This is a genomic window from Legionella tucsonensis (assembly GCF_001468035.1).
Classification (GTDB): domain Bacteria; phylum Pseudomonadota; class Gammaproteobacteria; order Legionellales; family Legionellaceae; genus Legionella; species Legionella tucsonensis.
On record NZ_LNZA01000001.1, the window covers coordinates 1,516,656 to 1,529,714 of the forward strand.

The following is a 13,059-nucleotide window of genomic DNA, read 5'->3' on the forward strand; positions in this document are numbered from 1 at the left end:
TGAACCATTTGAGTGATCTTCACTCATTAAGTTAAGGAAAAACATTTTGCGCTACGTAGATATAGAAAATCCAGGCCCACACAGCCGATTGGTCATCAAAAATAGGCCTAAGCCAGAGTACAGCAAATCACAAATTTTAGTGGCTGTTAAAGCCACTGCCCTTAATCGAGCAGATATCATGCAACGCTACGGTAAATATCCGCCTCCTCCTGGAGAATCAGATGTTCTGGGTCTGGAAATTGCCGGAGAAGTAGTCGAAGTTGGTGCAAATGTAACACAATTCAAACCAGGGGATAAAGTTTATGGGTTGGTCGGCAGTGGTGCTTATGCTGAGTTTTGTCCTGTCGAAGAATCACTAGTTCAGCACATCCCTAAAAATTGGAGTTATTCGCTTGCTGCAGCACTTCCTGAGGCACTTGCAACTGTTTATGCCACTCTATTCGATTTAGGAAAACTCAAATCCGAACAAACATTTCTTATTCATGGAGCAGGAAGCGGTATTGCCTCATTGGCAATTCAAATGGCAAAATTGACCCATGCTCATGTAATCACCACAGCAGGAACGGATTTCAAAGTAGAAAAAGCAATTAAACTCGGTGCAGATCAAGTGTTTAATTACCATAAACAGGATTTTGAAGACTTAATTGAAGATCACAGCGTTGATTTAATCATTGATTTTATAGGCGGAGATTATTTTAATAAGCATCTGCATTTATTGAAACCTCAAAGCAAGCTCATCCAGATCGCGTGTCTCAAAGGAAGTTCAGTGGAATGCAATCTTGCATTGATTATGCGCAAAAGATTACAAATTATTGGTTTTGTACTTCGTTCTCAATCGATTGAAGAAAAAAATAAATTATGGAGCCAAGCCCATAAAGAGTGGATGGAAAACCTGAGAATAAAGAAATTGACCCCCATTATTGATTCAGAATTTAAATTGGAACAAATTGAAGAGGCGCATCAATACATGCAATCAGGTGCGCATTTTGGCAAAATTGTTGTTCATATAGATTAAGTCCGGAGGTATTGTAGCAGGTTATAATATCCATTATTTAGTTAGATCCAATTTTCTTTTTCGAAGCATCTAAACTCAGAGCACGATTTAATAACTGCTCATAAATGGGTCCATTTGGGGTAAGCTGGGGCACAATAGTTGCGGTAATGCATGCCATCATCACAGGAAAGATTAAATAATAATTATGAGTCATTTCTACCACCAATACTGCTCCGGTTATTGGTGAGCGCGTAGATGAGGCAAAAAGCGCAGCCATTCCCGCGACTGCAAACATCCCTGGTTGGGTTAAAAAGTCAATATGCAAAATTTCTAAGATATGGAACATCGCCAAACCAAGAAGTGTCCCTAAAGAAAGTATAGGAGCAAAAATTCCTCCCGGAACCGCTGTTCCATAGCATGCCATCGTTCCTACAAAACGCACTACTAAAAGAAAAAACAAAATTCCAAATCCTGGAGCCAGAGTTAATGCCTGATGAATAATATGCATGCCGCCACCTACCGCATCCGGATGATGTACTGCTACATAGCCAATCAAAAATCCTACGGTCAGCACATAATAAGTTTTTTGTCTTGAGGAGAGTTTATCCAGGAGCGTTAGGGTACCTATTAGTGAAAGATTAAATAAAAGTCCTACAAAGCCTACCGCAATTCCAAACAGAGCAAATAACCACAAAGAATCAAGATGAGGAAATTCAAATACATCCATTGGAATCGTTGGTTGAGGACCAATTATCAAATCAAGAATGACAGTAGCGGTGATACAGCAAATAACCACCATACTGAAACTGGTAAAAGAATAGTTGAACTGATTTCGCATTTCCTCCATGACAAAGATAACCCCGGCTAGAGGAGCATTAAATGCAACTGCTAAACCTGCGGCAGCCCCTGCAGCAATTAAACTATCCTTTCTACGTCGCGTCAGGCTAAATAAACCTCCCAGCATTTCTCCCAAACTACCTCCAATGTGGATGGTGGGTCCCTCTCGTCCTAAAATCATTTTGGCAGAGAGCACCAAAATACCAAAAAAGAATTTTATGGGTAATAAACGGCGCCAAGATATTCGTCTTAAATGAAGTAATGCACCTTCAATCTCCGGCACGCCACTTCCTGATGCTTCAGGTGCAAAATGCTTCACAGCAAAATATGCGGCGTAAACCATAATCATTGAAACCAAGCCTGAAATCAATCCGGCAGGCCATCCATGAAGACTAAGAAAACGAAAAAAATTATCTAACAAATTGCCTAACACATCGATTGATAGTCGAAATGTTGAACCGACAAGGCCAACAACAATACCCAAAACAAAAGATACAGCATAAAGCATTAATATCTTATTGCGCATTGTGTTAAATCATCCCCATCAAATTATTAATAATTTTGAGTCCGGCCTGATTAACTAAAGACAATATGGTTTCAGGATGAAATTGAACTGCATGAATGGGTAATTGCTGATGCGAAATAGCCATCACAATTCCGTCATCACTCATAGCTGTAACCTTCAACTCTTTTGGCATCGAGTTTAAACGTGCATAGAGTGAATGATACCTCCCTGCTTTAAAACTCTTCCCTAAACCCGAGAATAATTTTGGATTATCTACAACTTTTATGATGGATGGCTTACCATGCATGGGATATTCTAGAACATCCAAAATGCCACCAAAATGCTCAACAATTCCTTGTAAGCCCAAACAAACTCCAAACAAAGGAATGCCAAGAGAAACAGCAGCAGCAATTGTTTGAGATAAATTAAAATCGCCAGGCTTTCCAGGTCCAGGAGATAAAACAACGAGGTCATATTTTTGATTTTGTAAATACTGTAATGCCTTATCAAAACGAATTGTGCTTACTTTTGCTCCAGTTTGGCGGAGATAATTTGCTAAAGTATGTACAAAAGAATCCTGATGATCGATAAGTAAGACATGCTTACCTTTTCCAATCAAAGGCAAATGTGTTGTCTCGTGTTGAACATTGGCTTCTCGTTTTTGCAGCATATCTAAAAAAGCGGATGCTTTTAAGCGCGTCTCCTGCTCTTCGGATTCAGGAACCGAATCAAAAAGCAAGGTAGCGCCTACACGAATTTCAGCAACTCCTTTTTCGATACGTACAGTTCTTAAAACCAAACCGGTATTTAAATTTCCATCGAAACCAAACCATCCCACAGCGCCAGCGTACCACTTGCGAGGAGACTTTTCATGTTTTTCAATAAAATTAAGAGCCCAAATTTTAGGCGCCCCAGTTACAGTAACGACCCACATATGAGTTAAAAAAGCATCTACAGCATCAAAATTTTCCCTTAAAATGCCTTCAACATGATCCACCGTATGAATTACTCGCGAATACATTTCAATTTGTCTACGACCAATAACCTTCACAGAGCCTGCTTCACAAATACGAGATTTATCGTTTCTATCCACATCAGTACACATGGTTAATTCAGATTCTTCTTTTTTTGAATCTAATAAGATCTGAATATTTTCTGCGTCTTCAATTGCATCAGCACCCCGTTTAATAGTCCCAGAAATCGGACAAGTTTCTACCCTTCTTCCCTGGACTCGCACATACATTTCAGGAGACGCACCAACCAAATATTCTCCATCACCCAAATTTATAAAAAAACCATAAGGAGAAGGGTTTAATCGACGCATTTGTTTGAATAAAGAAGAAGGTTGCTCTTTATAATGGGTATAAAATGTCTGGCTTGGAACTACTTCGAACAAATCACCACAAGCAAAACGCTCCTTGGCTGTATTTACAACCTGAGCATATTCGCCTGGCATATGATCACATTCTTTTTTTGGTTTATCAGGTGTTTGGTATACTTCAAAAACTCCCTCTCTCGCCAAAGATTTTGTTGATTGACCTTGAAATTGAAAATCATAACGGCGAAGAAAAGCTTCTTCTTTGCGATGATTCACTACATAAATTTCATCAGGTAGGTAAAGAACCATATCTCTTTGAGACAGATCTCTTTCTTTATGCTTTTGTAACTCTTCAAATTGAAAAATTAAATCAAATCCTAAAGCTCCATATAACCCCAAATAAGATTCATTTTCCAATTTAAAAAAGGATAATATCTGACGGATAACCGTAAACACTGAAGGCTGTTGGCTGCGTTCTTCTTCGCTGAAAACCCGTTCAGAGGCTTTAATTTTGATTTGCAACAATTCATTATTTTGCGCTACAACTTCTAAAGACTCTTCCTTTTTCAATAATGGCATAATAAAAGTTAACAGTATTTTGCCACGATGATTTAAAGCATCAATTTGAATTAAATCCTGTTTGCAAATAACAGCCAGAGGCGGATTATAAAAGCCAATATCCCAACAGGTGTAACGTCCTGGATATTCAAAACTTGAAGCAAATAATGCTCCTCTTCGTGAGTCTAAATGCTCAAGAAGATTTTCAATACCTTGTTGATACTCAAGAGTGAACTGAGAACACTCTACTTCAACACCCCCTTGGGTTTTGTAATGCTGCAACATGAAATGAATAACTCGATCGAATAATTATATGAATCTGCCATTCTACTTTAAAAATAGTGTTCTGCAAGAATCTCATAGAGTGCTTGGTCATTATTCAAATTTTATTTTTAATAATCTTATCAAGAGAACAATTCTTATCGATTGCAGCTTGAACCCACAAACCCACCTGATGATGTGCATCCCTAAAAGGAACTCCTTGCAATACTAAGGATTCTAAAACCGCTGTAGCATTCAGATAGCCGCTATTAGCTTTCTGTTCCATCAATTTCGTATTAAATTGCACGCTTTCAAGAAAAGGAGTAATTATTTCTAAGCACGCGGTCAAGGTATTTAGTGTATCAAAGAGGCATTCTTTGTCTTCTTGCATGTCCTTATTATAAGCGAGTGGCAATCCTTTCATTACCGTTAAAATACCCATTAAATGCCCAAAAACTCGACCACTTTTACCCCTGATTAACTCCAGAACATCTGGATTTTTCTTGTTAGGCATCAACGATGAGCCGGTAGCAAACGCATCATCAAGAGTAACAAAACCAAACTCTTGAGTAGCCCAAAGAATCAAATCTTCAGCGAGGCGTGACAAATGCATCAAAATAATGGAAGCAACAGAACAAAGTTCAATAATAAAATCACGATCACTTACCGCATCAAGTGTATTCACAATCACTCCGTTAAATCCCAAAGTTTCTGCAACCCACACTCTGTCTAAAGGAAGCGTGCTTCCTGCTAAAGCTCCCGCACCTAGAGGAGAGAAATTCATTCGTGTATGCCAATCGTGCAAACGACCTAAATCACGCTGAAACATTGCCAAATAAGCAGCAAAAAATTGACCTAAATAAATTGGCTGAGCTTGCTGCAAATGAGTATAACCTGGAATTTTATCTTCAGCATGATGGATTTCCAGCTTTTGCAAAACCTGGTTTAAGCCCTCCAAAAGCAGATTAATCTGCAAACCAGCATCACGAGAATACAATCGTAAATCCAGGGCAACCTGATCATTTCGACTTCGACCTGTATGCAGCTTTTTACCCACATCACCAATTTTAGCAATAAGCAATTGCTCCACAAACATGTGAATATCTTCATAAGATTCATCAAATTCATGGATACTCTTTTCTATTTCATGTCTTACTTCTTCCAATCCATTGCAAATCAAATCTGCTTCGCCATCGGAAATAAGCTTTTGTCGTGCAAGCATCTTTGCATGTGCTTGGCTCCCAACAATATCGTGAGCATAGAGCACCTTATCAAAAGCCAAAGAAGCATTAAAATGCATGACTCTCGAATCGAGTTCTTTTTTGAATCGTCCTCCCCATGTTTTATGAGCCATTATTTATCTCCTTTATGTACCTTGCCATACACCTGTGCCGATAAAGAAAATAAATTTATAAATCCTTCAGCATCCTGTTGGTTATAAACACCATCTTCTTCAAAAGTAGCCAATGCAGGATCATGCAAGCTAAATGGAGAATGCATCCCATAAGGAATAATGTTCCCTTTGAATAATTGCAAACTCACAGTGCCAGTCATATGCTGCTGCGTTACATCAATCAAGGCATCCAATGCATTTTTAGCCTGGGAAAACCATCGTCCCTCATAAACAAGATTGGCATAAGTTTGCTGTAGGGACTGTTTTAAATGCAAAGTTGTTCGATCAAGACATAAACTTTCAAGCATCTGATGAGCCTTATAAAGTACTGCTGCCGCAGGTGCTTCATATATTCCTCTGATTTTCATTCCGACCAATCGATTTTCGACAATGTCTGCCACTCCGACTCCATGAGAGCCTGCAATTTTATTTAACTCTTTGAGTAATTCCACTGAGTTCATTTCTTTTGCATTCAATGCAACAGGCACACCGTGGTCAAACTCAATACTCACTAATTCAGCATTAGCTGACGATTGTTCTAAAGATGCTGTCATCAGTAACAAATCATCGGGCTTGGGTTGCCCTGGATCTTCTAAAACACCACCTTCATGAGAAATATACCAAAGATTATGATCGCGTGAATAAGGTGATTTAGGTGTAACTGGTACTTCAATACCATGTAATTTGGCATATTCAATTGCCTCTTGCCTGGACTTAATGTTCCAGGATCTCCAGGGTGCGATAATTTTCAACTCCGGAGCTAAAGCTTTTACCGTATATTCAAAACGAACCTGGTCATTACCTTTTCCAGTAGCCCCATGAGCAACAGCATCTGCTTTTTCTAACAGGGCAATTTCAACCATTTTTTTTGCAATGAGAGGTCGAGAAATAGTGCCTAGAACATATTGGTTTTCATAAAGTGCCCCTGCTTTAACCAATCGCCACAGATAGTCACTAACAAATTCTTCTTGGACATTCATCACATAAGCTTTCGATGCACCGCTTTTTATTGCTTTTTCTTTAATCGCCCTTAAATCTTCATTTTGCCCTAAATCACAAACCATGGCGATAATCTCTGCTTGCTGGTAATGTTCTTTAAGCCATGGAATCATTACTGAAGTATCCAAGCCACCCGAATAGGCAAGGACAATTTTTTTAATCGATTCAGTCATGGTTTACTCCTGGTAGTATTGTTTTAAATGTAAAATAGGTTCAGCCAATTCCTTAGGTACTACATCCGCGACTAACTGACCTCCCTTTAAAACAATTAATCGGTCTGACATTTTGCTTAAAAAATCAAGGTCATGGGATGCGATTACCATAGTAACTCCTAAAGATTTCACTGAGTTTAATAAGTTAATCACTTCATCAATCGTTGCCAGATCGAGACCCGATGTAGGTTCATCACAAAGTAATAAATTGGGTTTCATCATTAAGCATCGTGCTAAAGCAACACGTTGTTTTTGCCCACCAGACAATTGGTGAGGATAGGCAGATGCTTTATCGCTAATTCCCAAACTCAGCAGTAACGCTTGTGCGTGTTCTTCATAATTTAACATTTTGTTCTGTAAACGAGGGGCATACACCAAATTTTGCATCACTGTCATGTGTGGAAAAAGCTGAAAATCCTGAAACATAAAACCACTTTGACCGGCTACTTCAATCGTACCTGAATCCAAAGTTTCTAATTGTTGTATACAACGCAACAACGTGGATTTTCCACTCCCAGATGGCCCAGCCAAGCCAACTACCTTTTGTGCTTGCACATTTAAGTTAATATTATTTAATACGGTTAGCGAACCAAAGTATTTACAGGCTTGATTAATGGCCAACATAAAGCCTCCTTTGTTCCATTTTTTTTCCTAGGAACTCAATCAAAAGAACCATACCATAGTAAAAACAACCCGCAATACATAGTGGAACAAAATAAGTAAATTGTTCTGCAGCCACAGATTGAGCTCTGCGCATCAAGTCCATTCCTCCTATAGTTGCAATCAAAGCAGTTTCTTTCAGCAGTGCAATCATTTCATTAATGTATGCAGGAAAAATATTCTTAATTACTTGTGGCAAAACAATATCCTTCCATAGATATAAACCAGATATTTGCAGCGTTTTTGCTGCCTCAAACTGTCCCTTTGGTAAATGCTCTATTCCTGCTCTCAGGATCTCGGCAATATAAGCAGAGCTGTTCAAACCAAAAGTTAAAAGTCCCGCTACTAAAATATTTGCTTTGATACCGATTAATGCAGGTGCAGCAAAATAAATAAAACTAAGTTGTAAAATTACTGGGGTTCCTCTCATTATCGAGATAAATCCATTGATTAATGGCTTCATAATCCCTTGGTATCGCAATAAAGCCAGTACTGTCCCTAATAAAGTCCCCATCAATAATCCACCAAATAACAGAATTAAAGTAACTAAAGCTCCCTCGCCAATATAGAAGACATTTTGTTTTAATTCTTCCATTGTGTGTCCTCCAACCATTTCCTCTTGAGCCCAGCAAGCTCTCCACTTTGCTCTAGTTCATTTAAAACATGATTTATTTTTTGAGTTAATTCAGAATTCTTTTTCAATGCCAAGCCATAACCATCTACTGACTGAGCAAGAATCGCAAAGGATAATCCAGGATTTTTCTGACTAAATACCGCGCCTTGAACTCCATCAACGAGAACCAAATCAACATGACCCGCTTTTAGAGCTGCGATTGTTTGATTATTACTATCCATTACTAGAAGACTGGCATTTGGCATATTCTTTTTTAACCAAATTTCCATGGTACTACCTAATTGAACTGCTATTTTTTTATCAGCTAATTGTGTCACATCTTTAATCGGTTTTTTTTCAGGAAAAACAGCCGCCATGCTTTCGAAATAATAAGGCTTAGTAAAATCAAAATTCTTTTTTCGCTGTTCTGTAATCGTGATTGTAGAAATTGCTGTATCAACTTGTCCTGTACTTAAAGCAGGTAAAATACTGCTAAATTGCATGGTATCAAAAATTGCTTCCTTACCAAGTTTTTTGGCAATCAAGCGTGCTAAATCAATATCAAACCCTTTGATTTCACCATGATCGTTGTATTCAAATGGTGGATATTCTGCAGCTACTGCAAAATGAATATATTGTCCTCCATCATTGGAAATCTTTGCGTAACAAAGAGAAACAAAAAAGGCAAACCCTACTAAAAATGTAAAGAATATTTGTTTCATTTGAATATAAATCCAGTTTTTATGCGTTTTTTAAATTTATCAATCTCAGCTTGCCCTGTCAATATATTTTGAATATAATTTCATTAAAAACGATTTTGTATTCAAAAATACAAATGAAAGTGGAGAGATGAATGAGTCAAGATACTGCTCTTGATGGGCATATATTAAATATTGTGCAAACAGAGAAAATCGCGGAACAAATTGATTTACAAAACAGTTTAAAGGAGCGAGGTTATACTATCCCTCAAGCAACCCTATCGCGTAGATTGAAAAAATTAAAAATTGCGAAAATAGGTGGCACTTATCAAGTTGTAGAGTTCAATATTCCCAACTTGCCTTTAGTATTGAATATACAAGTATCCGATTATGGACTTATCGTGCTTCATACACATCCTGGAAATGCAAACAGCCTGGCTTTTTTTATTGACAGAAAGTTCGTATCTTACTCACCTCAAATCGCTCAAAGCTCAGGTATATTAGGTACAATTGCTGGGGATGATACCGTGCTTCTTATTGTAAAAAGCAAAGAACAATTACAGCATGTAATTCACCTATTGCAAGATGAATTTCCTTATCTCAAAAAGTAATTAACGTTATTATTGCCTGGATATGGAATTATATTTATAAGTTATAACATCCTCGTTATAATATGGCGTTAACTCTGTGAGGTACCATCTTATGACCATCTCAGCAAAAGATTTAGAGAAAATTTCCCAATTAGCCTATCTGGATACGAATATAGAGCATTTACCAAAACTAATCGAAGATATTAACGCAATCATGAATTTTGTCGAACAACTGCACTCTGTTAATACCCAAGAAGTGGAACCGCTTTTTCATCCACTTGCCTTAAGTCAACGTTTAAGGCCTGATGCGGTTACTGAAGAAAATTGTCTGATTACGTTAGAGTCCCTTGCACCAAAATTTGAACAGGATCTTTATTTAGTACCTCAAGTCATAGACCAGAGTAAATAATCATGGAAAATTTATCATTAAAGCAATTATCTCAGGCTTTACATCATCGCAAACTCTCGAGTGTTGAATTAACTCAACACTATCTAAAACAAATTCAAAAACATAAAGATTTAAATGCTTTTATCAGTTTAGATGAAGAACATGCTCTTCTTGAGGCTCAAAAAGCAGATCATAAGTTAAAAAATGGGGATAATAAAATCCTTACTGGCATCCCTATGGCTCTGAAAGATTTATTTTGTACCAAGCGTATGCCAACTACTTGTGCGTCTAAAATGCTTGAACATTTCCAGTCGCCCTATGAAGCGACTTTGGCCAGTAAGTTACTTGAACAAGGCTCGATTCTGATAGGTAAAACAAATATGGACGAATTTGCCATGGGCTCGTCTAATGAAAACAGTTACTTTGGCGCCGTAAAAAATCCATGGGATAAAGAACGGGCTCCTGGTGGTTCTTCTGGGGGTTCAGCAGCAGCTGTAGCTGCCGGTTTAATCCCTTTCGCTATAGGCTCTGACACTGGAGGCTCGATTCGCCAACCTGCCGGCTTATGTGGAATCAGTGGAATTAAACCTACTTACGGACTCATTTCTCGCTACGGAATGATTGCTTATGCATCCAGTCTGGATCAGGCAGGACCTTTGGCCCGAAGTGCTGAGGATCTCGCATTGGTGCTTCAAGCTATGGCAGGATTTGATCCCAAAGATTCTACATCGGTTGATACAACAATTCCCGATTATCATGCTGAACTCAATAAACCTTTATCCAAATTAAAAATTGGATTACCTTCGTGTTTTTTTCAACCCCAAGTAGATCAAGAAATACAAAATGTGATTCGTGAAGCAGTAAAAATTTTTGCAAGCATGGGCGCCGAAATCATTCATTTGAATTTAGAACTCCAACCTTTATGGGTACCTTGTTACTATGTAGTTGCGTGCGCTGAAGCTTCATCCAATTTATCTCGTTATGATGGTTTGCGTTTTGGTTATCGCAGTGATAATGCATCAACATTAATCGAACTCATTCGTAATACTCGCAGTGAAGGATTTGGTATCGAAGTAAAACGCCGAATTCTTACTGGTACTCACGTTCTCTCATCGGGTTATTTTGATGCTTATTATTTGCAAGCACAAAAAATTCGTCGACTTATTCAGGAGGAACTTGTCACAAAATTGAATTCGGTTGACGTTATTCTTGGACCCACATCCCCAACGTGTGCCTTTAAACTTGGTGAAAAAATTGCTGATCCCATTCAAAATTACCTGGCCGACGTATTTACTGTGGCTGCTAATCTTGCGGGGCTTCCCGCAATTTCAATACCTTCAGGTTTTGCTGAAGGGTTACCTATAGGATTGCAACTCATGGGCAAACATTTTGGTGAAAGCCACTTGCTCCAGATAGCCCATCATTATCAACAACAGACCAACTGGCACTTAGCCAGTCCAAACCAATAAAGGTGAATTATGGAATGGGATACAGTCATTGGCCTTGAAGTACATATTCAGCTAAAAACAAAATCAAAACTTTTTTCTGGTGCAGCTACTGCTTTTGGTTCCGCCCCTAATTCTCAAACCTGCTTTATCGATGCAGGATTTCCTGGGGTTTTGCCTGTATTAAATCAGGAAGCAGTCATTATGGCGATTCAGTTTGGTTTAGCTATCCAAGCAGACATTAATGATCAATCTGTTTTTGAGCGTAAAAACTATTTTTATCCAGATTTACCCAAAGGCTATCAAATCAGCCAATTTCAAAAACCTATAGTCAGCAATGGTAAATTGGTAATTACTCTGAATGATGGCACTGAAAAAGAAGTGATGATCGTACGTGCCCATTTGGAGGAAGATGCGGGTAAATCATTGCATGGAGTTCATTCGGGTTACAGTGGTATTGATCTTAATCGAGCAGGCACACCCTTATTGGAAATAGTAACTGCCCCCTGTTTGTTTTCAAGTTATGAAGCAGTGAGCTACCTCAAAAAACTGCATCAACTGGTTCAGTTTTTAGGCATTTGTGACGGAAACATGCAAGAAGGAAATTTCCGCTGTGATGTGAACCTATCCTTAAAACCTAGAGGTTCTTCTGTTTTAGGAACACGAACTGAATTGAAAAATTTGAATTCATTTCGTTTTATTGAAAAAGCTATAGCTTATGAACAAGCACGACATCAGGATATACTGGAGACCGGCCAACACATAATCCAAGAAACTCGTCTTTATAATCCTGACACCCATACAACGCATGCAATGCGCAGTAAAGAAAATGAAAATGATTACCGATATTTCCCAGATCCCGATTTACTGCCAATACAAATCACCCGATTCCTTATTGCCGAAGTAAAGAATAATTTACCGGATTTGCCTGAGAAAATTCATGCTGAATTAAAAAATACACCTTCTCTAAATGAGGAAGATATTAATTTTATTCTCTCTTCACCTCCAGCTTATCAGTTTTTTAAATCAATTAAAGCTCGATGCCGTGCTCCGGAAAAAATGATTATTAATTGGCTTAAAGGTCAATATGCTGCTGCTTTAAATGAAGAGAATTTAACCTTTGATACACCGCGTATATCAGCAGAACTCATGGCGAATCTTCTCAATAAACTGCATGACGCAACTATTTCTTTAAACAATGCGCGAGCTATTTTTGCTTTTCTTTGGGCTGGTGAAAAAGACATTGATGCAATTATCGAGCGTGAAGGATACCAACAAATAGATGATACTGCTGTTTGGGAGGAAATGATTATTCAATTGATTCAGCAACATCCTGAGCAAACAGCGGATTACCGAGCCGGGAAAGAAAAATTATTAGCATTTTTTGTAGGACAAATTATGAAACAGACTAAAGGAAAGGCAAATCCGGAACAAATTAATAACCTACTAAAAAAACATTTAACAGGAAATGAGTCATTTTAAATTAGAAAAAAATTTTATCGTGAAACTCGAGGTGCCTGTTCACATAATGCTTTAGCTTTAGGCATTAAAGAATGCTCTCCTCCTTGCGTTCAAATTAAGCGAGGTT

12 protein-coding genes are annotated in these 13,059 nt (G+C 38.1%); 5 read left to right on the plus strand and 7 right to left on the minus strand.

Annotated elements, in window-relative coordinates:
• Positions 1-46 precede the first annotated feature (46 nt).
• Positions 47-1,015, plus strand: coding sequence for an NAD(P)H-quinone oxidoreductase (locus Ltuc_RS06635; RefSeq protein ID WP_058520507.1), 969 nt, complete (start codon positions 47-49; stop codon positions 1,013-1,015).
• A gap of 37 nt (positions 1,016-1,052) precedes the next feature.
• Here Ltuc_RS06635 and clcA read toward each other — a convergent pair whose 3' ends face one another.
• From clcA to Ltuc_RS06670, 7 genes are all read right to left on the minus strand, one after another.
• Positions 1,053-2,357 carry a H(+)/Cl(-) exchange transporter ClcA gene (gene clcA / locus Ltuc_RS06640; RefSeq protein WP_058520508.1) on the minus strand — a complete coding sequence of 435 codons (1,305 nt, stop codon included), beginning with the start codon at positions 2,355-2,357 and terminating at the stop codon, positions 1,053-1,055.
• A 4-nt stretch (positions 2,358-2,361) separates the two neighbouring features.
• Positions 2,362-4,497: an anthranilate synthase component I gene (locus Ltuc_RS06645; RefSeq protein ID WP_058520509.1), complete on the minus strand. Its 2,136-nt coding sequence runs from the start codon at positions 4,495-4,497 to the stop codon at positions 2,362-2,364.
• A gap of 94 nt (positions 4,498-4,591) precedes the next feature.
• Entirely contained in the window at positions 4,592-5,827 is a 1,236-nt protein-coding gene (gene argH, locus Ltuc_RS06650) for an argininosuccinate lyase (RefSeq protein ID WP_058520510.1), read from the minus strand.
• Positions 5,827-7,038 carry an argininosuccinate synthase gene (locus tag Ltuc_RS06655; RefSeq protein ID WP_058520511.1) on the minus strand — a complete coding sequence of 404 codons (1,212 nt, stop codon included), beginning with the start codon at positions 7,036-7,038 and terminating at the stop codon, positions 5,827-5,829. Before Ltuc_RS06655 ends, argH begins: the two co-directional genes overlap by 1 nt.
• Positions 7,039-7,041: 3 nt before the next feature.
• Positions 7,042-7,701 carry an amino acid ABC transporter ATP-binding protein gene (locus Ltuc_RS06660; protein ID WP_058520512.1) on the minus strand — a complete coding sequence of 220 codons (660 nt, stop codon included), beginning with the start codon at positions 7,699-7,701 and terminating at the stop codon, positions 7,042-7,044.
• Positions 7,688-8,332, minus strand: coding sequence for an amino acid ABC transporter permease (locus Ltuc_RS06665; protein ID WP_058520513.1), 645 nt, complete (start codon positions 8,330-8,332; stop codon positions 7,688-7,690). The genes Ltuc_RS06660 and Ltuc_RS06665 overlap by 14 nt, the downstream gene beginning before the upstream one ends.
• Positions 8,320-9,072 (minus strand): substrate-binding periplasmic protein, encoded by a 753-nt coding sequence (locus Ltuc_RS06670; RefSeq protein ID WP_058520514.1) that lies wholly within the window; start codon positions 9,070-9,072, stop codon positions 8,320-8,322. Before Ltuc_RS06670 ends, Ltuc_RS06665 begins: the two co-directional genes overlap by 13 nt.
• Positions 9,073-9,203: 131 nt before the next feature.
• On the opposite strand from Ltuc_RS06670, the gene Ltuc_RS06675 reads away from it, so the two are divergent.
• The 4 genes from Ltuc_RS06675 (at position 9,204) to gatB (ending at position 12,953) form a co-directional block, all read left to right on the plus strand.
• On the plus strand, positions 9,204-9,659 hold the full coding sequence (locus tag Ltuc_RS06675) for an arginine repressor (RefSeq protein WP_058520515.1): 456 nt from the start codon (positions 9,204-9,206) through the stop codon (positions 9,657-9,659).
• A 91-nt stretch (positions 9,660-9,750) separates the two neighbouring features.
• Positions 9,751-10,047: an Asp-tRNA(Asn)/Glu-tRNA(Gln) amidotransferase subunit GatC gene (gene gatC / locus Ltuc_RS06680; RefSeq protein WP_058520516.1), complete on the plus strand. Its 297-nt coding sequence runs from the start codon at positions 9,751-9,753 to the stop codon at positions 10,045-10,047.
• 2 nt (positions 10,048-10,049) lie between these two features.
• The gene (gene gatA, locus Ltuc_RS06685; protein WP_058520517.1) at positions 10,050-11,495 is read left to right on the plus strand and encodes an Asp-tRNA(Asn)/Glu-tRNA(Gln) amidotransferase subunit GatA; all 1,446 of its coding nucleotides are present in this window, start codon (positions 10,050-10,052) and stop codon (positions 11,493-11,495) included.
• A gap of 9 nt (positions 11,496-11,504) precedes the next feature.
• Positions 11,505-12,953: an Asp-tRNA(Asn)/Glu-tRNA(Gln) amidotransferase subunit GatB gene (gene gatB / locus Ltuc_RS06690; RefSeq protein ID WP_058520518.1), complete on the plus strand. Its 1,449-nt coding sequence runs from the start codon at positions 11,505-11,507 to the stop codon at positions 12,951-12,953.
• Positions 12,954-13,059: the final 106 nt, after the last annotated feature.